General features: G+C 35.2%; 24 protein-coding genes, 2 tRNA genes and 7 pseudogenes. 10 read left to right on the plus strand and 23 right to left on the minus strand.

Going from position 1 to position 25398, the window contains the following annotated elements; translation table 11 throughout:
• Nucleotides 1-671 precede the first annotated feature (671 nt).
• Both AAGD95_RS01520 and AAGD95_RS01525 read left to right on the plus strand, forming a co-directional pair.
• Nucleotides 672-1073, plus strand: a pseudogene (locus tag AAGD95_RS01520) (transposase); the annotation flags it as partial.
• A 333-nt stretch (nucleotides 1074-1406) separates the two neighbouring features.
• Nucleotides 1407-2291, plus strand: a complete 885-nt coding sequence (locus AAGD95_RS01525) for an IS982 family transposase (RefSeq protein ID WP_410542086.1) — start codon at nucleotides 1407-1409, stop codon at nucleotides 2289-2291.
• A 73-nt stretch (nucleotides 2292-2364) separates the two neighbouring features.
• Here the strand turns inward: AAGD95_RS01525 and AAGD95_RS01530 are convergent, their stop codons facing one another.
• The gene (locus tag AAGD95_RS01530; RefSeq protein WP_341818650.1) at nucleotides 2365-3594 is read right to left on the minus strand and encodes a P-loop NTPase fold protein; all 1230 of its coding nucleotides are present in this window, start codon (nucleotides 3592-3594) and stop codon (nucleotides 2365-2367) included.
• 3 nt (nucleotides 3595-3597) lie between these two features.
• Complete coding sequence (gene recR / locus AAGD95_RS01535) at nucleotides 3598-4197, minus strand: recombination mediator RecR (protein ID WP_410542098.1); 600 nt, start codon at nucleotides 4195-4197, stop codon at nucleotides 3598-3600.
• Nucleotides 4198-4613: 416 nt separating this feature from the next.
• On the opposite strand from recR, the gene AAGD95_RS01540 reads away from it, so the two are divergent.
• The gene (locus AAGD95_RS01540) at nucleotides 4614-5054 is read left to right on the plus strand and encodes a transposase (protein ID WP_341818652.1); all 441 of its coding nucleotides are present in this window, start codon (nucleotides 4614-4616) and stop codon (nucleotides 5052-5054) included.
• Nucleotides 5018-5868 (plus strand): annotated as a pseudogene (locus AAGD95_RS01545) (IS982 family transposase). Before AAGD95_RS01540 ends, AAGD95_RS01545 begins: the two are co-directional and overlap by 37 nt.
• A gap of 244 nt (nucleotides 5869-6112) precedes the next feature.
• Here the strand turns inward: AAGD95_RS01545 and folD are convergent.
• From folD to AAGD95_RS01575, 6 genes are all read right to left on the minus strand, one after another.
• On the minus strand, nucleotides 6113-6991 hold the full coding sequence (gene folD, locus AAGD95_RS01550; RefSeq protein WP_341818878.1) for a bifunctional methylenetetrahydrofolate dehydrogenase/methenyltetrahydrofolate cyclohydrolase FolD: 879 nt from the start codon (nucleotides 6989-6991) through the stop codon (nucleotides 6113-6115).
• Nucleotides 6975-7637 carry a UbiX family flavin prenyltransferase gene (locus AAGD95_RS01555; RefSeq protein ID WP_265025842.1) on the minus strand — a complete coding sequence of 221 codons (663 nt, stop codon included), beginning with the start codon at nucleotides 7635-7637 and terminating at the stop codon, nucleotides 6975-6977. The genes folD and AAGD95_RS01555 overlap by 17 nt, the downstream gene beginning before the upstream one ends.
• Nucleotides 7630-7896 (minus strand): DUF2312 domain-containing protein, encoded by a 267-nt coding sequence (locus AAGD95_RS01560; protein ID WP_341818653.1) that lies wholly within the window; start codon nucleotides 7894-7896, stop codon nucleotides 7630-7632. The genes AAGD95_RS01555 and AAGD95_RS01560 overlap by 8 nt, the downstream gene beginning before the upstream one ends.
• 13 nt (nucleotides 7897-7909) lie before the next feature.
• Nucleotides 7910-9190, minus strand: a complete 1281-nt coding sequence (locus AAGD95_RS01565) for an HlyC/CorC family transporter (protein WP_341818654.1) — start codon at nucleotides 9188-9190, stop codon at nucleotides 7910-7912.
• Nucleotides 9191-9278: 88 nt separating this feature from the next.
• A complete protein-coding gene (locus AAGD95_RS01570; RefSeq protein WP_341818655.1) occupies nucleotides 9279-10457 on the minus strand; it encodes an aspartate aminotransferase family protein in 1179 nt (392 codons plus the stop codon).
• Between the two features lie 130 nt (nucleotides 10458-10587).
• Nucleotides 10588-10770: a hypothetical protein gene (locus AAGD95_RS01575; RefSeq protein ID WP_341818656.1), complete on the minus strand. Its 183-nt coding sequence runs from the start codon at nucleotides 10768-10770 to the stop codon at nucleotides 10588-10590.
• 15 nt (nucleotides 10771-10785) lie between these two features.
• Between AAGD95_RS01575 and AAGD95_RS01580 the strand changes: the two are divergent.
• Nucleotides 10786-11503, plus strand: a pseudogene (locus AAGD95_RS01580) (transposase).
• On the opposite strand, the gene AAGD95_RS01585 reads toward AAGD95_RS01580, so the two are convergent.
• From AAGD95_RS01585 to AAGD95_RS01600, 5 genes are all read right to left on the minus strand, one after another.
• Complete coding sequence (locus tag AAGD95_RS01585) at nucleotides 11500-12525, minus strand: pyruvate dehydrogenase complex E1 component subunit beta (protein ID WP_341818657.1); 1026 nt, start codon at nucleotides 12523-12525, stop codon at nucleotides 11500-11502. The pseudogene AAGD95_RS01580 and the gene AAGD95_RS01585 overlap by 4 nt on opposite strands.
• A gap of 367 nt (nucleotides 12526-12892) precedes the next feature.
• On the minus strand, nucleotides 12893-13036 hold the full coding sequence (locus AAGD95_RS01590) for a hypothetical protein (RefSeq protein ID WP_341818658.1): 144 nt from the start codon (nucleotides 13034-13036) through the stop codon (nucleotides 12893-12895).
• A gap of 20 nt (nucleotides 13037-13056) precedes the next feature.
• On the minus strand, nucleotides 13057-13218 hold the full coding sequence (locus tag AAGD95_RS01595) for a transposase DNA-binding-containing protein (protein ID WP_341818659.1): 162 nt from the start codon (nucleotides 13216-13218) through the stop codon (nucleotides 13057-13059).
• Nucleotides 13219-13258: 40 nt separating this feature from the next.
• A complete protein-coding gene (locus tag AAGD95_RS06440; RefSeq protein WP_406831131.1) occupies nucleotides 13259-13375 on the minus strand; it encodes a hypothetical protein in 117 nt (38 codons plus the stop codon).
• Nucleotides 13376-13687: 312 nt separating this feature from the next.
• Nucleotides 13688-13972, minus strand: coding sequence for an IS630 transposase-related protein (locus tag AAGD95_RS01600; RefSeq protein WP_341818660.1), 285 nt, complete (start codon nucleotides 13970-13972; stop codon nucleotides 13688-13690).
• 219 nt (nucleotides 13973-14191) lie between these two features.
• On the opposite strand from AAGD95_RS01600, the gene cutA reads away from it, so the two are divergent.
• On the plus strand, nucleotides 14192-14527 hold the full coding sequence (cutA, locus tag AAGD95_RS01605) for a divalent-cation tolerance protein CutA (RefSeq protein ID WP_341818661.1): 336 nt from the start codon (nucleotides 14192-14194) through the stop codon (nucleotides 14525-14527).
• Nucleotides 14518-14592: transfer RNA gene (locus AAGD95_RS01610), tRNA-Gln, on the plus strand. Before cutA ends, AAGD95_RS01610 begins: the two co-directional genes overlap by 10 nt.
• 1015 nt (nucleotides 14593-15607) lie before the next feature.
• On the opposite strand, the pseudogene AAGD95_RS01615 reads toward AAGD95_RS01610, so the two are convergent.
• Nucleotides 15608-15787, minus strand: a pseudogene (locus AAGD95_RS01615) (transposase); the annotation flags it as partial.
• 13 nt (nucleotides 15788-15800) lie between these two features.
• Nucleotides 15801-16669 (minus strand): annotated as a pseudogene (locus AAGD95_RS01620) (IS982 family transposase).
• An 81-nt stretch (nucleotides 16670-16750) separates the two neighbouring features.
• On the opposite strand from AAGD95_RS01620, the pseudogene AAGD95_RS01625 reads away from it, so the two are divergent.
• Nucleotides 16751-16891 (plus strand): annotated as a pseudogene (locus AAGD95_RS01625) (IS982 family transposase); the annotation flags it as partial.
• A gap of 114 nt (nucleotides 16892-17005) precedes the next feature.
• On the opposite strand, the gene AAGD95_RS01630 reads toward AAGD95_RS01625, so the two are convergent.
• The 4 genes from AAGD95_RS01630 to AAGD95_RS01645 all read right to left on the minus strand — a co-directional run bounded on the left by AAGD95_RS01630 (nucleotide 17006) and on the right by AAGD95_RS01645 (nucleotide 20736).
• Nucleotides 17006-17905: a hypothetical protein gene (locus tag AAGD95_RS01630; RefSeq protein WP_341818559.1), complete on the minus strand. Its 900-nt coding sequence runs from the start codon at nucleotides 17903-17905 to the stop codon at nucleotides 17006-17008.
• A 77-nt stretch (nucleotides 17906-17982) separates the two neighbouring features.
• Entirely contained in the window at nucleotides 17983-18963 is a 981-nt protein-coding gene (gene ruvB, locus AAGD95_RS01635) for a Holliday junction branch migration DNA helicase RuvB (protein WP_341818558.1), read from the minus strand.
• Nucleotides 18960-19532, minus strand: coding sequence for a Holliday junction branch migration protein RuvA (ruvA, locus tag AAGD95_RS01640; protein WP_341818557.1), 573 nt, complete (start codon nucleotides 19530-19532; stop codon nucleotides 18960-18962). Before ruvA ends, ruvB begins: the two co-directional genes overlap by 4 nt.
• Nucleotides 19533-20316: 784 nt before the next feature.
• Nucleotides 20317-20736, minus strand: coding sequence for a transposase (locus AAGD95_RS01645; RefSeq protein WP_341818291.1), 420 nt, complete (start codon nucleotides 20734-20736; stop codon nucleotides 20317-20319).
• Between the two features lie 15 nt (nucleotides 20737-20751).
• On the opposite strand from AAGD95_RS01645, the pseudogene AAGD95_RS01650 reads away from it, so the two are divergent.
• Nucleotides 20752-21602 (plus strand): annotated as a pseudogene (locus AAGD95_RS01650) (IS982 family transposase).
• A gap of 199 nt (nucleotides 21603-21801) precedes the next feature.
• Here AAGD95_RS01650 and pdxH read toward each other — a convergent pair.
• Together pdxH and mutM are read right to left on the minus strand one after the other, a co-directional pair.
• Nucleotides 21802-22395, minus strand: coding sequence for a pyridoxamine 5'-phosphate oxidase (gene pdxH / locus AAGD95_RS01655; protein ID WP_341818662.1), 594 nt, complete (start codon nucleotides 22393-22395; stop codon nucleotides 21802-21804).
• 16 nt (nucleotides 22396-22411) lie between these two features.
• Entirely contained in the window at nucleotides 22412-23227 is an 816-nt protein-coding gene (gene mutM, locus AAGD95_RS01660; RefSeq protein WP_341818663.1) for a bifunctional DNA-formamidopyrimidine glycosylase/DNA-(apurinic or apyrimidinic site) lyase, read from the minus strand.
• Between the two features lie 129 nt (nucleotides 23228-23356).
• Here mutM and AAGD95_RS01665 point away from each other — a divergent pair.
• Nucleotides 23357-23429 (plus strand) — tRNA-Thr (locus tag AAGD95_RS01665).
• Between the two features lie 53 nt (nucleotides 23430-23482).
• On the opposite strand, the gene AAGD95_RS01670 is transcribed toward AAGD95_RS01665, so the two are convergent.
• Entirely contained in the window at nucleotides 23483-25009 is a 1527-nt protein-coding gene (locus tag AAGD95_RS01670; protein WP_341818664.1) for an acyl-CoA carboxylase subunit beta, read from the minus strand.
• Nucleotides 25010-25135: 126 nt separating this feature from the next.
• On the minus strand, nucleotides 25136-25336 hold the full coding sequence (locus AAGD95_RS01675) for a hypothetical protein (RefSeq protein ID WP_341818665.1): 201 nt from the start codon (nucleotides 25334-25336) through the stop codon (nucleotides 25136-25138).
• Nucleotides 25337-25398 lie beyond the last annotated feature (62 nt).

A 25398-nucleotide genomic window follows, 5' to 3' on the forward strand; every position in this document is an offset into this window, starting at 1 on the left:
ATAGATTCTTCTGTTGCGCAGTAAATTAATCGAACACGCAACTGCATGAGCATTATGATTTGAGAGCAATCTCCATGGGAAGACACACACAACTGTACGAACGTTGTAGTTTGGGCCACCAGTGGGCCAGTGCCCAGACACTGGGATCCAGCCTTTCCATAATCATTAAAACGTTGTGTTTTAACATAAAACAGCTATTTTTATGCTTGCCAACTTAATAAAATTCCTGGATCCCAGTGGGCTTTGTTGCATCGCTAGCTATGATGGATTAAAGATAAAAAAGATGGAGAATATCAGCAGCTTATTATTCTGGTATTTATAACAAGAACGGTCAGTGAATACCTAAATTTGAGTAAAAGAAATTTCACTACCACTCACTAATCCGGCTAAAATTCAAGAATTTCAATGCTTTAGCTATTTTCAATAGAATTAAGTTTATTAATATAAATAATAAATTACTATTCTTAAATTTGATCAGATTGATTGCAAAAAAACAAGATTTTCAATAGGTTGCTTATAATCCTAACTATAGTTAGCCTTTCATAAGTAGCGATGCAACAAATCCCACTGGAATGGCTTTGTTGCATAGCAACCGAAAAAATCTGGTGGCTACTGACAAAATTCATTATAAATAACCATTTAACTGTTGAAGAAAAAATATGCCACAGAAAATGAAAGTCAGTAACCAAAACGAATATAACAAATTCCTTGAAAAAAGGGGAAATATTTTTCGTTACATCGATGAAGCTATCGAAAATTGGTATGAAAATAGTCCAAAAATGCAGGGCGGCAACTATATTTACAGTGATAAAGTCGTAATTTTGGTGCATATAATTGTCAATCTTTTTAGAATTGGTTTAAGACAAACGGTGGGGTTTATAAAAGGATATCTGCAACAAATAGGAAAAAATTTGGCAGTTATCAGCTATTCACAAGCATCAAGAAGGTTTAAAAAACTTAATATTAAGATAAATGATTGCAGGGTTGATAAAAGCAACATGGAAAATATTGAAATTATCATAGATAGCACAAGTATCAGCATTTACAGTAACACTCCTGGCCACAGTAAGGAAAACAGTGCAGATAGAAAGTACCGAAGCTACGAGCAAGTAAGAAAGTTACATGTTATGTTAAGTGTAAATAGTAAAAAAGCTATAGCTGCAAGATACAGTAATGGCTTCTACTCTGACCACTATGGAGCTTGCGATTTGCTTGAAGAAGTTAATTTTCAGCACAAAATAAAAGCATTATATGCAGATAGGGCATACGATAGGCACAAACTTTATAAATTGTGTAAGAAATACGATATAAAGACAAAAGTTCTACCAAAAAAGGATGCAGCAGAACATTCAAAAATAGATTATATGTCTGACAGAAATGCTGCTATTAACGCGAATTCTGGATTAATAGATGAGGTTAACCATGGAAGATATAACAAACTGTTTTGTTTGGTCGATGATTTTTGCAGAGATATAGAGAAAAATTTTGCAGGTAAACTACTGCCAAATGGTAAAAAACCCACAAGAACAACGGAAATTGAGCACTCCGAAATCATGACAATAATCCTGCTATATCAACAATCTCCGTGTAAAAATTTCAAAACTTTCTATCTACATTACCTAACGTTGCTCTACAAATCAGAGTTTCCAAAGTTGCCTTCATATACCAGGTTTGTTGCTCTAAAGCCTAGGGTTTTGTGGCATTTAGCAATGTTGTTGCATTGGCTTTGTGGACAGTCAGAAAACACTGGAATTTCATATATAGACACAACTCCCATTGCAGTTTGTCATGCAAAAAGAATATCCAAAAACAAAGTTTTTGCTGGAATTGCAAAATTAAGCAAGAGTACTTACGGCTGGTTTTTTGGTTTCAAATTACATATGGTAATCAATGAAAATGGTGAAATTCATTCACTTACGCTAACAAAAGGCAATGTTGATGATAGGATACCTGTGCCAAATCTGACGGAAAAATTAACCGGCCTTTTGTTTGGTGACAAAGGTTATATTGCAAAAGAGCTTTTTCAGAAGCTGTTTGACCGAGGTTTGAAACTTGTTACCAAGGTGAAAAAAGGTATGAAAAATGCATTGATTTCGCTAAATGAGAAGATTTTACTGAGAAAAAGGTCTATCATTGAGACTGTTTTTGGTTACCTAAAAAATAGACTAGAAATTGAACACACTCGCCATAGATCCCCTGTTAATTTTTTGGTTCATATCTTTTCTACTCTCATTTCCTATTCCATCAAATCCAAAAAGCCTTCTATTTCCTATACTTTCTTCCTTCCTTAATCCAGAATTCGCGTTAAAAGGGCGTTAATCAAATGTTACCCTATCCTTGTATATGCAAAGGTAGGGTATCTTTTTAAAATATTATGTCCTTTATAGCTTTGTTAATTTTTGACTCCTTCTCTGCAAAAGCAGCTTCTAGAGAGGTTTTAAGTTTTTCCCATTCCTCTTGACCATTTATGTGGGTTAAAATTAAAGATTTATATTCATTTTCAATTTTTTCCAAGGATCTTTGACATGAGGAATCTAGTTCCTCATATATATCAATATTTATTGATTGCAGTATTACCAAAAATGCAAACAAATTCGGATCAGGTAGTTCTTCCTTTATATAATTCAGAAGACATAGTTTTATTTTTTTTGCGCAATATTCTATTGTTTTCAGCGATAGTGATAGGCTTTCTGCATAAAGTATAAAACTATCTATAATCAAATTTTTTGATTTTTTCGGTAATTTAATATTTTCAAATAGTTCTTTTGTAAATTTTTCTATCGGTTGTTTTGGTAAATGTAAAAAGAGATCAGTAAAAGATTTTAGGTCAAAATTCGGTCCAAGTATTGTGCTGATTGCTCTCTGTACATTACTCTTATCTTTACTTACAGAAATAATGAAAACCAGCCCCTCCACATCAAGCATATGCTTTATAGATTCCAAAAAATCGACAACGAATTTAGGACGGCACACATCAAGATTATCCACCATTATATAAATGTTTTTGTCTTTTCTGATTTTATTAACCACATCCGCTAACTGTGTTTTAAAATCTCTAGTACTCTCTTTTCTTCTTTGGAGAAGACTTAATTCACTCAAGACAAAACCTATGTCTTTTTTATCAGCCTCTTTTGCAGCATCAAGAAATACTGAAAGCATAGCAAGTGGAGATTTACTGATCAGCTTTCCTATTGTGTTTAGAGAAAACAGTTCTTTGTTTATGTTCTTGAACTGTTGTATAACGCTTCTTTTTACTTTATACGATGCAAATAAATCTTCAAATAGGAAATTTAAAAAAGAAGGAAGCGGTTGATCCAGTGCATTGATATCCCATGCGCTATAATAAGCTGCAATTTCATTTTGTTGCTTTAGCTCTTTTACCGATTCTTTCAAAAAAAACGTCTTGCCCCATCCATCATATCCTTCTAAAGATATTATTGTAAAAGACTTATCAATTGTTTTAATTATAGTGTTGAATTTACCTGAAAATTGCTTATAGTTTAGACGGTCATTTTCCCAAGCCACCACTTTAAGTGGTGGTGCTGTTTCTTTCTTCTTGAACGTTATTAACGATACAAGTTTTTTAAAGCACATACCTTATTTTATATTTAACTCATATTCTTGTCTTGAAGTAAGTGCTATTCTCAGAGTTCCTTCATCTAGGTAGTCAATTTCTCCGCCCATTGGTATGCCGCAAGCAAGACGTGATATTTTCACATCCAAATTTTTTAGCAATTCAATTATATATTGTGCAGTAACTTGACCCTCTAATGTCGGATTAATTGCGATAATTATCTCTTCAATTTTAGACTCCGTCACTCTTTTCAGAATAGTGTCAAGGTTAAGTTCTTTTGGACCTATACCATTTATCGCAGACAATCTGCCACCCAAAACATGGTATAAACCTGAATATATATTTCCTTTTTCAAACGCCCATAGATCACCTAATTCTTCTACTACACACAGTAACTTAGTGTCACGTTTTGGATTAGTACAAATAGAACAAGGTGATTTAGTATCTAGATTTCCGCAAACTTCACACTCTATTATAAGATCTGCTAGCTCTTTAATCAAAGATGCAAGTGGTAGCATAACTTTTTCTTTGTTTTGGAGTAAATGTATAACTAACCTGCGTGATGATGATGGCCCTAAACTTGGCAATTTAGAGAAAGCCTGAACTAGATTTTTTATGTTAATGTTCATTCAATAAATTCAGAATAGGCAGTAAAATGGTAACATCAAACCCTTTGTAAAGAAAGTGGTAAGTTTCTCTTGATCCACTTTGATTAGCTATAGAAAAAATTTTTTACTTTAACGAAAAAAAATTACTTCCGCACACTTAAAGCCTGATTATAATAGACTTCTTGCATAACCCAAACTAAGTAGAAAAAGGTATCATCCGAGCAGCTCTCCTTTGTCATCCGAGTAGCCTGACTACTTGGATCCAGCCTTTCCATCCAAGACGGTGTCATTCCAGTCTGGAATCCAGAAGAAAGAATGGTGTCATGAAAGTAGCTGACACTGGGATGGCTTTGTTGCATAGCAACCGAAAAAATCTGGTGGCTACTGACAAAATTCATTATAAATAACCATTTAACTGTTGAAGAAAAAATATGCCACAGAAAATGAAAGTCAGTAACCAAAACGAATATAACAAATTCCTTGAAAAAAGGGGAAATATTTTTCGTTACATCGATGAAGCTATCGAAAATTGGTATGAAAATAGTCCAAAAATGCAGGGCGGCAACTATATTTACAGTGATAAAGTCGTAATTTTGGTGCATATAATTGTCAATCTTTTTAGAATTGGTTTAAGACAAACGGTGGGGTTTATAAAAGGATATCTGCAACAAATAGGAAAAAATTTGGCAGTTATCAGCTATTCACAAGCATCAAGAAGGTTTAAAAAACTTAATATTAAGATAAATGATTGCAGGGTTGATAAAAGCAACATGGAAAATATTGAAATTATCATAGATAGCACAAGTATCAGCATTTACATGGAAGATATAACAAACTGTTTTGTTTGGTCGATGATTTTTGCAGAGATATAGAGAAAAATTTTGCAGGTAAACTACTGCCAAATGGTAAAAAACCCACAAGAACAACGGAAATTGAGCACTCCGAAATCATGACAATAATCCTGCTATATCAACAATCTCCGTGTAAAAATTTCAAAACTTTCTATCTACATTACCTAACGTTGCTCTACAAATCAGAGTTTCCAAAGTTGCCTTCATATACCAGGTTTGTTGCTCTAAAGCCTAGGGTTTTGTGGCATTTAGCAATGTTGTTGCATTGGCTTTGTGGACAGTCAGAAAACACTGGAATTTCATATATAGACACAACTCCCATTGCAGTTTGTCATGCAAAAAGAATATCCAAAACAAAGTTTTTGCTGGAATTGCAAAATTAAGCAAGAGTACTTACGGCTGGTTTTTTGGTTTCAAATTACATATGGTAATCAATGAAAATGGTGAAATTCATTCACTTACGCTAACAAAAGGCAATGTTGATGATAGGATACCTGTGCCAAATCTGACGGAAAAATTAACCGGCCTTTTGTTTGGTGACAAAGGTTATATTGCAAAAGAGCTTTTTCAGAAGCTGTTTGACCGAGGTTTGAAACTTGTTACCAAGGTGAAAAAAGGTATGAAAAATGCATTGATTTCGCTAAATGAGAAGATTTTACTGAGAAAAAGGTCTATCATTGAGACTGTTTTTGGTTACCTAAAAAATAGACTAGAAATTGAACACACTCGCCATAGATCCCCTGTTAATTTTTTGGTTCATATCTTTTCTACTCTCATTTCCTATTCCATCAAATCCAAAAAGCCTTCTATTTCCTATACTTTCTTCCTTCCTTAATCCAGAATTCGCGTTGCAAAATTTTTCTCTATATCTCTGCAAAAATCATCGACCAAACAAAACAGTTTTGTTATATCTTCCATGGTTAACCTCATCTATTAATCCAGAATTCGCGTTTGTAGAGAAAAAAGAATAGATGATGATCCTAAATATTTAATAAATTTGACTACTGAGGAATTTCAAAAATCTCAATTTTTTATTAATTGTGAGATGTCTATCTTCATACAGCTTTCCTCTTCATACCTCAACTAATAAAATTAGAAGCATCAACTCCCTTCTGTAAGCAAGCAGCAATGGCAGTGTTCATCATTAGAAATGCAATGGTCATTGGGCCAACGCCCCCGGGTACTGGAGTAATAGCTTTGGCTTTCCCTTTTATTCCCTCAAAGTCAACATCACCTACAAGCTCTCCTACGTTAACGCTATTTATGCCAACATCGATCACTATTGCACCTTTCTTTATCCAGTCTGCTTGAACAAAATTTGGCTTTCCGACTGCTGCAACTACTATATCCGCTTTAGAGCAATATTCAGCTAAATCCTTGCTTTGTGAATGCAAGATGGTAACAGTGCAGTTTTCTTGCAATAGCAGGTGAAACATTGGTTTACCCACGATATTTGACCTACCAATTACCACTGCGTTTTTACCGGAAAGGTTCTCTTCAATTGATTTAATTAAATGCAAAGAACCTTTAGGAGTGCAAGGTATAAGGCAGTTTTTTTCACCTTTAACTAATTTGCCAACGTTTTCATCATGGAAGCCATCTACATCTTTTTCAATACTTACTGCGTTAATTACTCTGCTTGCACTAATATGATTTGGTAAAGGCAACTGTACTAAAATGCCATGCACAGATGGATCTTCATTTAATTCATTAATTTTTCCAATTAACTCATCTTCTGATGTTTCACAAGATAAAAGAATTGTTTCAGAACTTATGCCTACTGATTCTGCTTTTTTCTGTTTGTTGCGAACATAAACCTGACTTGCTGGATTGCTACCAACGAGAATTACTTTTAGGCAAGGAAAAATATTATGCTCCCTCTTTAGGGCATAAATCTTTTGTGATAGCCTCTCACACAGGTCGTTCGCTATTTTTTTACCATCAATAATAATTGTCACTTCCTTGCCACTCCTTAAAGTCAGGTAATTTGATATCAAATAAATCCAATACTTTGCCAACAGAATGATTAATAATATCATCCAACGATTTCGGTTTAATATAAAAAGCAGGCACTGGTGGAGCAATAATCGCTCCCATCTCCGTTAATTTTAACATATTTTGTAAATGCCCAAGATGCAGTGGTGACTCTCGCACCATAAGAACTAACTTTCTTCTTTCTTTTAGTGTTACATCTGCAGCTCTTGTCAATAGATTGGAAGTAACACCTGATGCGATTTCAGACATTGTCTTCATAGAGCATGGTGCTACAATCATTCCTGAAGTTTTAAATGAGCCGCTTGCTATTTTTTCTCCTATTTTTTCTTCAGAATAGTAAAAATCTGCAAGTGATGTAATATCTTCAAGTTTTTCTTTAATCTCATGAGCTAGAGTTATTTTCCCAGCACGGCTTATCACTAAATGAGTTTCATAACCAGGTTTGGTGCCATTTGAGTAGCTGACATTGGAATCTATACACTTTTTCTGGATCCCAGTGTCAGCTACTCGGATAAGAGATCTATTAATATTTCTTAACGCCTCTAAAATACGTACACCGTAAATAGAACCAGATGCTCCACTTATTCCAATTACAATTCTGCTATTCACTTAACTCTTCTTCGTAGCTCATTCCCAATGCACGTTTATAGGTATCAAGCAATATTTCCTGTTCCTCTCTGTCATCATCATCCATCTTCCTCAGCCTAATAATTTGTTTCATCACTTTTGTATCCCAACCTTCATCTGCGGCTTTTGCATATACATCACGAATGTGATCTTGCACATCCCTCTTTTCTTGTTCAAGTTTTTCGACTCTCTCTATGTAACCCTTCAACTCTTCAGCCGTTATTTTTACTGTATCTTCCATGAAACTCCACTAATTAATTGCTGCTAGTATTACCAGTTTTTACTTGCACTTCAACAACAGTAATAATATTTTTATCTTTTTTTAAAATCTTAAAGCGAAAACCATACATGGAAAACTCCTCGCCTTCGTCAGGAATGCGCTCTATTTCATTCACAATCATACCTGCTAGAGTTGTAGCTTCTTCATCAGGGAGATTCCAGTGTAACTGCCTGTTAATGTCCCTAATAGTAGATTTTCCTTCTATGTGATACATATTATCAGATATTTTCTTTATGAAATTCTCCGTAATCAGGTCATGCTCATCCGAAATTTCTCCAACTATTTCTTCCAGTATATCCTCAAGAGTTACAATTCCCTGCAGTGCTCCATACTCATCAATAACAAATGCAAGGTGTTTCCTGTTCTTACGGAAGTTGTGAAGTTGCACGCTGAGCGGTGTACTTTCTGGTATGAACCAAGGCTTTGACATAACTTGGGTAATGTCAACTTCTTCCGCTTTATTATTCTTTTCACGCAAGGCATTTATTAGACCTTTCACGTGAATTACACCTACAATTTTTTCTGATTCTTCTTGCCACAAAGGAATTCTACTGTGACTGCTGGTTAAAATCTTCCTTATCAGCTCTTCTTTATTTTGATTTATATCAAGAGAGAACAAATTTTTCCTGTGAGTCATGATTTGTGATATCTCTGTTTCAGCTAAATCAAGTATGCTGCTTAGCATATCTAAATCCTGTTGTAACATAGTTCCTTCACTGCGGTGAAGAGTAATCATATTACGCATTGCATCCGCTGCAGATATCACTTCCTTATCTTTATGCAGCCCACATAATTTCAGGATGAGGTTAACAATAAATTGAATACCTAGCGTCAATGGAGAAAAAATCTTTACAAAAAACAATACAAAATAAGCAGAAAATGATGCAAATTTTTCAGGATTTTGAATAGCATAAGTTTTTGGTAGAACTTCGCAGAACAATAAAATACAAAATGTCATTATAATTGTTGATAGGAGAATGCCCTCATTTCCAAAATGATTGATAAATATTGCTGTAAATAAAGCAGAGCAAGTAATATTAATAATTGTATTGCCGAGCAATACCGTTCCTATTGTCAATTCTTTCTTATTTAATAAGCGGTCTATTACCCTGGCTCTTTTGTTACCGTCTAGCTTTAGCTTATTAACTCGAGAACGTCTAATTGAGGTTAAGCCTATTTCTGCTCCTGAGAACAAAAACGATAAAATTAACAAAATAAAAATTGCTGATGATACTAATACCAATAACCAATCCATTAAAGTACGATGTTATTGTGATAAAAAACAAAGTTAATTTTACATGTTATGAAAGGCATTTGCAAGCTTGAATTTATATTACCGAATTTTATATATCTTTAATCTTAAAAAACAAATCATAAAGCATATTACAAGCTGCGTTCACATGCTCATCCTCAATGATAAGTGGTGGGGTTATCCTTACTACTTTGTTGTTTAAAACCCTAGTTATTATTAAACCTTTATCAAGAGATCGACTAATAATTTTATCGGCTACAGGAGTTGCTAGTTCTATTCCCATTAGTAACCCTTCTCCACGAACTTCTGAAATCATCTCAGGAAATTCTTTAGCTAAAGGCAACAGCTTTTCTTTTAAATATTTACTAATTCTCTTAACATGGTCAAAAAAGCCTTCTTTTAGCATTATATCGAGTACCGCATTACCAACAGTCATGGCAAGTGGATTGCCACCATAGGTTGATCCATGAGTTCCTGGAGTGATTGCTTCTGCTATGTAATCTTTTACTAAACATGCAGCTAGAGGAAAACCGTTACCCATAGCTTTTGCACAGGTTAGCATATCAGGTTCAATGCCGACATTTTGATAATAAAACAAAGAACCGATGCGTCCATATCCGCATTGCACTTCATCAAAGCACAAAATTATCCCTTGAGCTTTTGTTATTTCCCTTACTTTTTGAAGATATTTTACGTCTAGTGGATATACTCCACCTTCGCTTTGTATGGGCTCTAGAAACACAGCGGCTGTTTCATTGCTGATTTTTTTCTCCAAAGCTTTAATGTCATTTCTTGGCACTTTATCAAAACCAGAAAGGAGCGGAGCAAAACCTTCGCGTGATTTTTCATTGCCTCCAGCAGAAATTGCAGCAATACTGCGGCCATGAAAGCCTCCTTCAATTGTAACAATACGATTACGTTTTGCTTGCCCTTTTGAATAAAAGTAACGACGAATAAACTTAATTGCAGCTTCTGTTGCTTCAAGCCCACTTGAGCAGAAAAAAACTTTATCTGCAAAAGTAAGGGTTGTTAAACGCTCGGCAAGTCTTTCTTGCTCGGGAATAGTGAAAATGTTAGAGCAGTGCCATAATGAGCTCGATTGCTCTTTCAGCTTATCTGTAATGTATGGATGACAATGCCCTAAAGAAGTTGTAGAAATACCTGCAGCAAAATCTAAATATTTTTTACCATCTTTATCAAAAAGATATGCCCCTTCTCCCCTGACTATAGGAGTGTCAAGTCTATTATACGCATTAACAACATGATCCATTTTATAAGTATTGTGGTATTATCTATACTATACCTGAAATGAATCCATTAACACAAAGCTTTTCCTTTAACCTCTTATGCTACTTCAACTAAAAATTTAGCCAATGCAAACCTTTTTTGTCATTCTATAGCTAAAGTGACTTAGTTTTACCAACGATTCGCCACTTATTAGCGAAATCCAGAGATATCGAAAATAAGCACAGTATGGCGTCTGTGTCATCCTGTAAACGCGAATTCTGGATTAAAGGAGAATAGAAAAGGCAAGAAAACAGGGTAAACTCAGCAGTTATAAAAAAACAGATGAGGTTAACCATGGAAGATATAACAAACTGTTTTGTTTGGTCGATGATTTTTGCAGAGATATAGAGAAAAATTTTGCAGGTAAACTACTGCCAAATGGTAAAAAACCCACAAGAACAACGGAAATTGAGCACTCCGAAATCATGACAATAATCCTGCTATATCAACAATCTCCGTGTAAAAATTTCAAAACTTTCTATCTACATTACCTAACGTTGCTCTACAAATCAGAGTTTCCAAAGTTGCCTTCATATACCAGGTTTGTTGCTCTAAAGCCTAGGGTTTTGTGGCATTTAGCAATGTTGTTGCATTGGCTTTGTGGACAGTCAGAAAACACTGGAATTTCATAGAAAATGGTGAAATTCATTCACTTACGCTAACAAAAGGCAATGTTGATGATAGGATACCTGTGCCAAATCTGACGGAAAAATTAACCGGCCTTTTGTTTGGTGACAAAGGTTATATTGCAAAAGAGCTTTTTCAGAAGCTGTTTGACCGAGGTTTGAAACTTGTTACCAAGGTGAAAAAAGGTATGAAAAATGCATTGATTTCGCTAAATGAGAAGATTTTACTGAGAAAAAGGCTATCATTGAGACTGTTTTTGGTTACCTAAAAAATAGACTAGAAATTGAACACACTCGCCATAGATCCCCTGTTAATTTTTTGGTTCATATCTTTTCTACTCTCATTTCCTATTCCATCAAATCCAAAAAGCCTTCTATTTCCTATACTTTCTTCCTTCCTTAATCCAGAATTCGCGTTAATAGGGTTGTTTTTTTTCTAAAACAGACCTGATACACGGCTTCAACTATATCTTCCACTTGCGGTAATGCTTTTTTTTCCAGATTTGCAGCGTAAGGTAAGGGGATGTCCTTGCCAGTTACGCGTATAACTGGAGCATCAAGGTAGTCAAATCCTTGTTCCATGACAACGGCTGACAGCTCTGCTCCTATTCCTGCAAATGGCCATCCTTCTTCTACACTAACTAACCTATTAGTCTTCTGAATAGAGTTAATAACAGTTTGAGTGTCAAGTGGTCTTAAGGTTCTGAGGTCAATAACTTCAGCTTCTATGCCCTCATCAGAAAGTAAATCTGCTGCATTTAAGGCATCCATTAATTTTAATGAGAAAGCAGTGATAGTTACATCCTTTCCCTCTCGTATAACAGCAGCTTTGCCTATCTCAAGTAGATAATCTTTATTTGACAGCTCAGAGTCAGAAACTTCATGTTCATGTCCGTAAGCTATTTCGTTTTCTAGAAATATTACCGGATTAGGGTCACGAATTGCAGCTTTAAGCAGACCTCTGCAATCGGAGGCAAAATAGGGTGCTATTACTTTTAACCCCGGTATATGCGAATACCAAGATGCAAAGCATTGAGAGTGTTGTGCAGCAACTCTTGCTGCAGCGCCATTTGGTCCACGAAATACTACAGGGCATCCAAGTTGTCCGCCTGACATATAATTTGTTTTTGCTGCGGAATTCACAATTTGGTCAATAGCCTGCATAGAAAAATTAAAAGTCATAAACTCGACTATTGGCTTTAATCCAGCAAATGCCGCTCCAACAGCAAGGCCAGCAAATCCATGTTCGGTAATAGGAGTATCAACTACTCTGTTTTCTCCAAACTCTTTCAGTAATCCTTTCGTTACTTTATAAGCACCATCATACTCTGCAACTTCTTCACCCATGATAAGCACATCAGGGTCGTTTTGCATCTCTTCTCTGATTGCTGTGCATAAAGCTTCTCTTACACTTAAGGTTGCCATTTATAAACTTTTGTAGACTTTAACTAAAGTAACTATATCAGAATTACTAGGAAGCGTACAAATTAAGTTTTACAAACATTATGTTGCTTGAATATCTACTTCTTTTAATTCAGTGATGGGTAAGGTCAGTGCTTCATTCTATAACGCAAAACCCATACTCACCAAACCCAATGCATTACTTGCAATTAAGTTTTCTAGATTCCAGTGTCAAGCACACAGCTGTACGAACATTTGTTTGCAAAGGCAGTATGTTAAGTGTTATAGCCGATTTTGCCTCAAACACAAAGGTGTCATCCCAGTGCCCTACTGCTAGATCTGTTCGAACTTTTCTTTATAATAGTTTTAATATAATACAAAACCAGCCATTTTAGCCCACTTTTACCACATTTAGATATGAACTTGTATCTTGAACTGAAAAAACAAACTGATTTCCTTTTATTCTCTCCATAGTTTCTTTATAATGGGAAAAATAAATTTCCTTATCCTTAAGCTTTTCATTGCTTGTATGCACCCTTGGCTTCTTTCCATCTACTACAGCTTTGATTCAGATGCCTTACCCTCTATACAATAGCTTGTTTCAATAAGTCTCTTATTAAGCCTTATATCCCCCAAGTTAACGTGTTTTAACTCTCTTTCCAGCCATTTATCCCCTAAGCCATCAGTATATTGCACATTTGTACTTACTTCATTCATTTTGGTCCCAATTTTATTTAATATCTATCTTACTCACTTCTTATATTTGTGGGTAAAAGTGAGCTGGTAAATATGCTGGAAGGTACAACAAATGACAGCCAAAAGACTCTATTAATGACTTTGTTTTAGGAGTCTTATGAAATATAGCATTATCCATAACTATCACGCTTTAACTGTGGCAGTAATATCTCACGCATTAAATACTTCTTTCTCCCGTGAAAGTTTATTGGTGCAATGAACTTCTCATCCGCCTATTATACTTACTCTCTCTCGCTTTTTTCCAGAGCATATATTTTTTCTCCTTTTGGAGCTCGTCCATATTCTCGGTATAATCTATTATCAACTCCTGCTTCATCTATATATAAAATGCTAGAGTGGTCTATTTTTGAGATTTTATCGGTAAAGCGCTGCCTATCTTCTTGACTACGTTCTGTGACTTTTTTTTAAGGTTATTTTTAGCTGTTTTAACCTATACCAAATTGAATTTATTCCAAATCCTAGATTTTGTTTCATTTCTGCTAGCTGGGTGTTTTTTGACATATTCTTTGAGTACTTCTGGATCTATTTTTCGAATAAAACTTCCATTCTTTCCTGCCTCCAGGCTTTCACCGTTTCCTTTCTTTTTCAGCCATCTGTACAAGGTTGCAATTCCTATTTCTAGAAGATCTGCTACTTCAGATTTTGACTTCCCTCTTTCCACCAAAGAGATAGCTTTCTCCCTTAAGTCTACACTGTATGCCATTACTTGCCTCATATTTCATTAATTCCATATTATACCTTTATCATTTGTTTTGGGAAATACTATAGTAGCGGAATGACGAATTTGTTGCTTATCGGATTGTAGGTAAACTTTTGGCTATAGGTTCCAGCATCACGCGCTGAAATGACAGGATTTCGAAGTAAATCTAATCTATTTTCTCTTGATGAATAAACCTGAGTGAAGTATAGTAGCAATGCGTTTATATAGATTCTAATGAATAGTTTAGTTTTGGTTTATACAACTTTTTCAAATTTTAAAGAAGCTAAAACTGTTTCTGAAGAATTGTTAAACGAGAAATTAATTGTATGTGTCAATATATTTCCCGAAGTGAATTCTCTGTATTTATGGGAAGGTAAAATTAGTAATACTTGTGAAGTAGTAGCAATTATGAAGAGCAAAAATGATCAAGTTGATAAAATTGTAGAAAAAATCGAAGCAATGCATTCTTATGATCAGCCAGCTATTGCTGTGATGCCCATAGAAAAAGCAAATAAATCTTTTACTAATTGGGCTAATAGTGTTATTGATGTAAGTAGTATTGGGGTGTAGCCAAGTGGTAAGGCAGCGGTTTTTGATACCGCCACGCGAAGGTTCGAATCCTTCCACCCCAGCCATGTTGAAGTGGGCGTAAAATGATATCACTTTTCTATAGATTAAGATTATTAAATTATATATTAGGTAGTCTAAAAGATATAACTGTGAAACTGTTTCTCTTCACAATGTATCTTTATATATCCAGCATTATGCTCATGTTTCTCAGCAATGGTTTTTGGTATGCTGTAGAATTTGGCTCTTTCAAAAATGCGTTTTACCGTTTGTTTCAATATTGCAAGTGGTATTATGAAAACAGGGAAGATCTCGGTTACGGAATTTCTATTCGAATATTAGTGGCGTTTCTTACTCCGCATTTTCTCTATAAGTTGTTCCTTAGCACAGGCTGGAAGTCCTTTTTAAAGGAAAAGATAGTGCAGATACTCAAGTTCATAATCACAAGAAGAAAAAAGGGTAGTGAGTTCAGTAACAGTAGTAAACCAAGTAACAGTAGTTATAGTGATAAGAATAATTACAGCAATAACAGTGGTAACAATGAGCATCATGCTCAAGATGCAGAGCGGAAAGTAAACATGATAAAGCAGCTATTAGTCAAAGATATAGAGAAAACTATAGATAGGAGATTGCATGATATTTTTTTCGGTAAAAGGAGTAAACCTCATTGAGTATATAAAAAGGCTTTATCTAGTAAGGCTTTTTAAGATTGGCTGTATTTTGTTTTTTACGTATACCGGATCACAATCAGCCAATATACATGTGTGCACAAAATCTTGACTAAAGTCTGACAACCAAGAACAAGCTTTCTGTTTTTTTACAGTCACTTGCTGCATCAGTCATTGCCTGTGCTATCACTGATTTCCACAGTATACAGTACCGTTGTATATCATCTGACGTACTGTTTGCTTCGTAATGGTGAAAAAATTCTTTGAAATTGAAGTTGTTTGACATGATGATACCTCTTTGGATTGAAATTTGAAATGATTTGAGTTTATGTCGCCACAGCAGATCCCGCTAACAAGTAGCGGAATGACGAGTGACTTAACCGTCATTCCGCCGCGGTATCTCATCAGCTATAGCTTAATCCACAAAGGTAGAGACATTTTTAAGGATAAAGTAAACGGCATTGAAAAAATCAGCAAACATGTGAGATATTTTTCGAATATTGTGCTTAATTTTAAACCAATAGTGCTCAATAGGGTTGAGATCAGGTGAGTAGGTTGGTAAATATAAAACTTTACATCCTACTGACTCTATTAACGCGAATTCTGGATTAAGGAAGGAAGAAAGTATAGGAAATAGAAGGCTTTTTGGATTTGATGGAATAGGAAATGAGAGTAGAAAAGATATGAACCAAAAAATTAACAGGGGATCTATGGCGAGTGTGTTCAATTTCTAGTCTATTTTTTAGGTAACCAAAAACAGTCTCAATGATAGACCTTTTTCTCAGTAAAATCTTCTCATTTAGCGAAATCAATGCATTTTTCATACCTTTTTTCACCTTGGTAACAAGTTTCAAACCTCGGTCAAACAGCTTCTGAAAAAGCTCTTTTGCAATATAACCTTTGTCACCAAACAAAAGGCCGGTTAATTTTTCCGTCAGATTTGGCACAGGTATCCTATCATCAACATTGCCTTTTGTTAGCGTAAGTGAATGAATTTCACCATTTTCATTGATTACCATATGTAATTTGAAACCAAAAAACCAGCCGTAAGTACTCTTGCTTAATTTTGCAATTCCAGCAAAAACTTTGTTTTTGGATATTCTTTTTGCATGACAAACTGCAATGGGGTTGTGTCTATATATGAAATTCCAGTGTTTTCTGACTGTCCACAAAGCCAATGCAACAACATTGCTAAATGCCACAAAACCCTAGGCTTTAGAGCAACAAACCTGGTATATGAAGGCAACTTTGGAAACTCTGATTTGTAGAGCAACGTTAGGTAATGTAGATAGAAAGTTTTGAAATTTTTACACGGAGATTGTTGATATAGCAGGATTATTGTCATGATTTCGGAGTGCTCAATTTCCGTTGTTCTTGTGGGTTTTTTACCATTTGGCAGTAGTTTACCTGCAAAATTTTTCTCTATATCTCTGCAAAAATCATCGACCAAACAAAACAGTTTTGTTATATCTTCCATGGTTAACCTCATCTATTTTTTTATAACTGCTGAGTTTACCCTGTTTTCTTGCCTTTTCTATTCTCCTTTAATCCAGAATTCGCGTTAAAAAATAGACTAGAAATTGAACACACTCGCCATAGATCCCCTGTTAATTTTTTGGTTCATATCTTTTCTACTCTCATTTCCTATTCCATCAAATCCAAAAAGCCTTCTATTTCCTATACTTTCTTCCTTCCTTAATCCAGAATTCGCGTTATAAGAGTATAAGTTACTTGCAGATGCAAGCAACTTATACTGAATTTTCACTACTTTACCTATTGTGAGCAGCAGAAGCTTGATGTTTTCGCGTTATGCTCACATCTGTTGCACTTGTGAAGATTGTGGCAAAACTTTTACTACTTCAGAGCCTTGTTGTAATTGTGTTTGTGGCAATTGTGATACTAACGCTTCATGTAAAGGCTTTGCTTCATATTGCCTTCCTATTTTTAGATTATTTGCAGCCAATTGCTCTTTAGTAACACCGTTACTCTCAATAAGTTCTACGGAGCCATTATCATAAATGTTAATTTTAATATTACATTCCTTTCCTTCAACATGCCACTTCAGAGTCATCTCATATGACCCATTTGCCACTTCGTAAATTTTTGTTCCATGTTCGTCAATTCGGAGACGTATCCCTCTTTTTTCGCTTGGAGGTAGTAACAATGTAAATGCTTTTATGTTATATTGTTTGCACACATCACTATTTAAAAATTTAGCTATATTTATCCCTTCTTGTATATTGTCTAGCATAACTCTTGCAGTAAGTTCAGGCTTACCTGGCTTTCTACCTGTTCTAAGATTTACTGCTTTATAGTGAGGAAAATGTTTCTTTACTTCACTAATAACTTCGTCAAGAACTTTGCCTACAACATACTTACCCCTATGCTCATTTTGTCCTTCTTTGTCAGTTTTAGCAGCAGAAAAGAATTTACGTCTTGTTTCTTCATCATCAAGATCTATAACTTTACTACAGTCACGTGTATCTTTGGTACCTGTAAACGGCCTCTCGCCTGGTGCAAGTTTGGGCGCATTATCAGGAAGTCCTTTTTCCACTGCATAAGAATCATCACTTACACTTTGATCAGGAAAAGTTTCAATTGTTGATTTAGGTACATTTTTAGTATCCGAAATTGGATGATTATCAGAAGGACTGATATTTAAATTAGAAGAAGTTCCAATCAAAGATACAGTTTCAGTGCTATTAGTTAACATATATGTCTCCATTATTCTTAATATATAAATATTAGCATATAGATATCATGCCGATTAATCAATATAAATTATGATGTTTAATGTTGAAAGCTCAAATACTCCTTTGCTTGGTCGGTTAGAACGCGTCCTCTTGGTGTGCGCTTTACAAAACTAATTTTGATTAAATAAGGTTCTACTGTTTCTTCAATATTGCCAACATCCTCAGATAGTGCAATAGATATAGTGTCAATTCCAACAGGTCCTGAGGTGTTGAATAAAAATCTTAGATAATGCATATCAAGTTTATTAAGTCCCATTTTATCTACACCCAATTTTAGCAATACAGAATCAGCGACTTCATAAGTGATTTTTTTATCATCTTTCACTTCAACAAAATCCCTTATCCTTCTGAGTAACCTCAAAGCAATTCTTGGAGTACCGCGCGCACGGCAGGCAATTTCCCGCGCAGCACCATCTTCAATTTCAGCAGAAAGAACTCTTGCGCCTCTTTTTATAATATCGACTAGCTCCTCAAAAGAATAAAACTCAAGATGCAAAGGAATGCCAAAACGATCTCTGAGTGGCGCAGAAAGTAATCCAAGCCGTGTAGTTGCTCCAATTAGCGTAAATGGTGGTAGATCTATCCTTAAAGTGCGAGTAGATGGACCTTCACCTACTAATATGTCCAAGCAAAAATCTTCCATAGCAGTATATAAAACTTCTTCGATGCTGCGATTTAATCTATGGATTTCGTCGATAAATAGAACATCTTTTGCATTTAAAGTGGTAAGCACTGCAGCCAAGTCCCCAGCTTTACTAAGTAAAGGACCAGAAGTTGCGCGAAAGCTAACTCTTAATTCTTTAGAAACAATTTGTGCTAAAGTTGTTTTGCCAAGCCCTGGAGGACCGTACAATAAGACGTGATCTAAAGCTTCAGTTCTCGTCTGCGCAGCGTTTATAAACACTTTTAAATTTTGTATTAAGTCTTTTTGCCCGACAAAATCATCAAGTTGCTCAGGCCTGATGTTAATATTGCGCACATCTTCAGTATATTCTTTACCGCACGATATTGATTTCATAGTGTTTTAAGCGCCATGCGAATAATATCCTTAGTGTCCAGGTTTGACGGTTCGTCTTGTATTTTTTTTATCGTATCATAAGCTTTCATTTTTTCATACCCAAGATTGATCAATGCTGAAAGGGCATCTTCATTAATTGGATTAAAGTTATTGTTATTTATTTCTAGTTTACTTACTTTGCCACTCAATTCAGTGATGATTCGATTTATGAGTTTCAGGCCAAGTCCACTCATCTTGAGTGTTACTTTATCTTCATTCATAATTGCCAAAAATAGCTGTTCTGGAGTTAATTTACTCAAAATTGACATTGCAGTTTTATAGCTAACACCGCTTACTTTAACTAGCAACCTCAAGCACTGCTGTTCTTCTTTGCTTATAAAACCATATAGCTGAGTAGTGTTTTCTCTGTTATTTGCATAGGTTTCGATAAGTAATTTGATTCTACTTCCAATTGCACAAGCACTTAAAGTTTTGGCTGAAAGATACACCATATAGCCAACATCATTCACATTCAGGATTATGTGATCGCTGCGCACTTCATCAACTATTCCGCTTAGATTTCCTATCATTTTTAACACTATATAGAGTTCAGTTTAAATACTCCTGGATCTTAGGTCAAGCAAACGAACATTATAACAGGGAAACGTGGCTAAAAAACCACTTGACAAACTCCGCCAGCCCCCTTATCATGAGACTGAAGCTATTTATTTATCTTCGCAATCTGTGCAGGTTAATGACAAAAAACTTAGGGTATTTGGCGTCTCACGTTTAATTTTTCGCACTACGTGCATCGCATGTCTTTAAAAATTTTTAGGTTTTTACCTATATAAGCCGAAACGCGCTTACAAAGCGTTTAAGACAGCAAAAAACGTCAAATTGACAAGGGAGAATTTGAATGCTAGCTACTACGGGGTTTCTTTGCCTTTTTTCCTGCTTAGTAAATTTCTTAAACACTTGCGGTGTAGGTAAGTTGCAAGTTAAAAGCAGCTAAATCGCTCTTAATCAAGCGTTTTAGAATAAAAAAACGCCGATATTTTAGTACATAGTAAATAGCCAACCACCAACGGGGCTTCTCTTGCCTTTTTTTCGTTTGGTAAATTTCTTAATGTTTATGGCTAAACGACAATCGTCATCCCGCTGCTTGTTAGCGGGATCTAGAGATACCGCGGCGGTATGACGTAGGATTGCTGTCGTCCCGCTACGTGTTAGCGGCTAAGAGATACCGTGGTGGTATGACGTAGAGCTCGCGTTAGCTATACTTTTATACTCACCAACTTAGTGCCCAATCAAAATTCCTGGATTCCAGTGGGCTTTGTTGCATAGCAACGTAAGTTTTTTCCAGAGTAAATAATTTTATGCGACTATTTCAAATTTAGGCATACCAATTGCAGTAAATTTGTTCATTAAGTAGCATTTAATAAGTAGTTCCTTCTCTCTATTTGTCTCAGATTTATTCTTAAAACTAAACCCAAATATTCGCTTCAACCTTGAGAAAAATTCTTCAATATACGATCTTTTTCCGTAATTTACTTCTTCTTTCCATCTTTTTATACCATTCTCACCATGTAATTTCATTAACTGAATAGCGGCATTTCTATCAAGCATATAATCCAATTTTGGATGCTCTGCTGCGTTGTTTTTCGGAGGAATTTTCGTTTTTATGCCATATTGATTACACTGCTTAAGACGCGAATTCTGGATTAAAGGAGAATAGAAAAGGCAAGAAAACAGGGTAAACTCAGCAGTTATAAAAAAACAGATGAGGTTAACCATGGAAGATATAACAAACTGTTTTGTTTGGTCGATGATTTTTGCAGAGATATAGAGAAAAATTTTGCAGGTAAACTACTGCCAAATGGTAAAAAACCCACAAGAACAACGGAAATTGAGCACTCCGAAATCATGACAATAATCCTGCTATATCAACAATCTCCGTGTAAAAATTTCAAAACTTTCTATCTACATTACCTAACGTTGCTCTACAAATCAGAGTTTCCAAAGTTGCCTTCATATACCAGGTTTGTTGCTCTAAAGCCTAGGGTTTTGTGGCATTTAGCAATGTTGTTGCATTGGCTTTGTGGACAGTCAGAAAACACTGGAATTTCATATATAGACACAACCCCATTGCAGTTTGTCATGCAAAAAGAATATCCAAAAACAAAGTTTTTGCTGGAATTGCAAAATTAAGCAAGAGTACTTACGGCTGGTTTTTTGGTTTCAAATTACATATGGTAATCAATGAAAATGGTGAAATTCATTCACTTACGCTAACAAAAGGCAATGTTGATGATAGGATACCTGTGCCAAATCTGACGGAAAAATTAACCGGCCTTTTGTTTGGTGACAAAGGTTATATTGCAAAAGAGCTTTTTCAGAAGCTGTTTGACCGAGGTTTGAAACTTGTTACCAAGGTGAAAAAAGGTATGAAAAATGCATTGATTTCGCTAAATGAGAAGATTTTACTGAGAAAAAGGTCTATCATTGAGACTGTTTTTGGTTACCTAAAAAATAGACTAGAAATTGAACACACTCGCCATAGATCCCCTGTTAATTTTTTGGTTCATATCTTTTCTACTCTCATTTCCTATTCCATCAAATCCAAAAAGCCTTCTATTTCCTATACTTTCTTCCTTCCTTAATCCAGAATTCGCGTTACAAGTAGCGGAATGACGAATTTGTTGTTTTTCAAATTATCGGTAAACCTAAGTCACTTTAGCTATAAAATTATAAGTTATTGATATTTTTGCCCTTTTTTATCCTTAATCCAGAACTCGGATTAGTAGGGTGTCATCCAATTCTCAGTGGTAAATTAAGAAGGGTCTGCAATAACGAATGTAGCTAGGGATATAGTTGTTCTATTTTCCAATCGCTTCCCTCAACAAGGGTGTATCTAAATCTAATATGCTTCCTATATTCACCTTCTTGCCAAAATTCAATTACTTTTGGGATTACGCAAAATCCCACCCAAAAGTCAGGACAAGAAACTTGTATATTGTAAAATTCTTTTTCCTTCAATTTTATAGCTTGCTCAAAATCTTGCCAATCTTTCAGAATGCTCGATTGTTTTGAGCACCATGCGCTAATTTGACTATCGCGCGCTCGAGAAGAGAAGTATTTGTCAGTTCTTTCATCGTTTAGAAGTTTAACCTCTCCTTCAATTCGTACTTGCCTAGCAAATTCTATCCAATGAAACACTAACGCAGCTTTGGGGTTCTCAGTCAATTCTTTCCCTTTTTTACCGTTTACGTTAGTGAAAAACACAAAACCTTCTTTGCTATATTCCTTTAGTAATACCACTCTTGCAGATGGAATGCAGTCTTTGCTACAAGTTGCTAGCGTCATCGCAGTTGGTTGTTTACACGGAGAATTAAGTACTGCTTTATACCACTTTGAAAACAAATCAAACGGATCTTTTTCAGGTGAAAATATCATATCAAAAAATAAAATCTTAATTCTGGCACGCGTTGCAAAAATAAGTGCTACGGCCATTTTGTCGTATAAGTGTTATGATATTGTTGCAGATCTTGCAAGGTTTTTGAACTTTACCATATACGTAAAAGTGATTTTGAAAGTGTCCAGCAGATCCAGATGGCTGTGCATAATCTTTCAGTGTTGAACCGCCTGCAGCAATTGCATCACTCAGAGTATTTTTTACTTCAGTAGCAAGTTTTTCGCACTCTCTATAGGTCAAGTCTTTTGCTGACCTGAGTGGTGATATGCGGGCTCTAAACAAGCTCTCAGAAGCATATATGTTGCCTACGCCAACTATTAATTTATTGTCCATTAATGCTGATTTGATATTTGCTTTTTTGTTTTTCAGCAACTCCTGTAAATAGTCTCCACTGAATTCATCTGTGAGGGGCTCTATTCCGAAATCATCAAAAAAATTTACTTCTTGTTCTTTATTTAAGACAATGACTACTCCAAATCTTCTTGGATCATTAAAGATTATTGAAGTATTATCAGAAAATAAAAATACCACATGATCATGTTTATTCTTCACTTGATCGTGGTCAGCATATATAAGCTTTCCACTCATGCCAAGATGTATGATTACAGCCATACTACCATCTGTATTCCAGATCGTATACTTACCTCTACGCTTGATGTTGCGTATGACTTTGCCCTTTAGCATATCATCAATATTTTTTGTTATTGGGGCACGTAAATTCCAATTATTAACTATAACATTACTAATTTGCTTGTTTTTAATTTTATCAAGCAAGAAGTTAGAGATTACTTCCACTTCCGGTAGTTCTGGCATCTTGTCTACTCTGTTGCTGCTTTTTTCTTTTCAAAATATTTTGCTTTAAAGCTTTCGCTAATCTTTTTTTCTCCTCTTCTTTTTCCTTATTCTTTTTTATATTATTCATTATCATTATATATAAATCCTGCCGTTATAGCTCAGGTGGTAGAGTACGTCATTGGTAATGACGAGGTCCCAAGTTCGAGTCTTGGTAACGGCACACTGATTACACTTATAATATTGCATAACTTGTAAGCAAGGCTTAGAAGAAAGTTACAGAGGTAAGTTGTCATGCTTTTTCCATATCCTTTCTACTTTCTTGTTTTTGAGTAGCTCTAATGCTTTACAAAAGTGATGCCTTGTTTTACTTGGCACTATAATGTCATCAATGTATCCATATGATGCAGCAAAAAATGGATTAGCAAATTTTTCTTTATACTCTTTAATCAGTGTTTGCTGATCTTTTTCGTATCGAAATATAATCTCAACTGCACTTTCAGGGCCCATCACAGCTATTTCAGCAGTTGGCCAGGCATAATTTATATCACCTTTTAGATGTTTCGAATTCATAACAATGTATGCACCACCATACGCTTTTCTAGTGATAAGGCTAATTTTCGGCACGGTCGCTTCAGCATAAGCGTAAAGCAGTTTCGCTCCGTGTTGTATTATATTATTGTATTCTTGATTTGTACCCGGCAGAAATCCTGGAACATCAATAAGTGTGATGATCGGAATGTTAAATGCGTCACAAAACCTCACAAACCTTGCAGCTTTTCTTGAAGAATCAATATCCAAACATCCTGCAAGGTGCATAGGTTGATTTGCAACAATACCAACAGTGTTTTCTCCAATTCTACCAAAACCAATTATGATATTACGAGCAAAATCAGGTTTTAACTCAAAAAATTTCCTTCCATCACACACTTTTTCAATGAGTTCATACATATCATAAGGAGTGTTAGGATTGGTAGGAATTAGAGTGTTTAAGGATTCATCAGTCTCATTAACATCATTACAGGTTGGTGCAGATTTTGGTGATTCTTGATTATTTGCTGGTAAAAAGGTAAGGAATTCACGCATTTTGAGTAGCATCTCAACATCATTATTGAATGCAAAATCTGCCACTCCTGTTTTGCTTGTATGAATTTTTGCTCCACCAAGGTCTTCGAAACTTACATCTTCGTAGGTAACCTTTTTTACTACATCTGGCCCGGTTATAAACATATATGAACTGTTTTTCACCATGAAAGTAAAGTCAGTTAATGCTGGGGAATAAACTGCACCACCTGCACATGGGCCCATAATTAAAGAAATTTGTGGTATAACACCTGATGCATTTACGTTTCTTTGAAAAATTTCTCCATAACCAGCAAGAGAATTTACTCCTTCCTGAATTCTGGCTCCACCAGAATCATTTAGTCCAATGACCGGAACTCTGGCATTAATTGCCATATCCATAATTTTGCATATTTTTTTTGCATGTGGCGCACCAAGTGATCCACCAAAGACAGTAAAATCTTGAGAGTAAACAAAAACTTTTTTGCCATAAATAGTACCATGACCGATTACGACCCCGTCACCTAAAAAATTAGCATTCTGCATGCCAAAATCAGCTGCGTGATGCTTCACGAATTTATCGTATTCTTCGAACGAATTTTCATCAAGCAATATACTGAGTCTTTCTCTAGCAGTTAATTTCCCTTTTTCATGTTGTTTGGTAATCCTGTCAGAACCACCTCCTTTTTCAGCTTCTAGTGCTTTGGTTTTTAGATTTTCTAGTATTTTAAAGTCTTGCATACAATAAAGTAGTTTTTAAATTAGTTGTAGACCTTAATTAAGCTTACAAACTCTACTACTATATACATACACTATTGCTATATGCAACAGTGTATGTGTATCGTAATAATTAAAACTTTTTCCAACCTAGACTTTGCCACTACTCTGTAAACTTTCGACATTGCTCTTAGGATGCTGGATATTAATATCACCTAAAGAAGAAAGAGGAGGTGAAACAGTTTTGTTTTGCACAAAACTTTTAGCAGCCTCAACAACCTTGCTTATACGTGGTTCTTTTTCTAGCTCTTCAAGGTACTTTGAGAATATTTCACAACTTTTATCATCCATATGCACTGTTATTGCACCAAAGCTTGAGGCATTTTCTGGTTTGTCAGCCTTTTCAGAAGATA

The sequence above is a fragment of the Wolbachia endosymbiont (group B) of Ennomos erosarius genome (assembly GCF_964026905.1).
Lineage (GTDB): Bacteria > Pseudomonadota > Alphaproteobacteria > Rickettsiales > Anaplasmataceae > Wolbachia.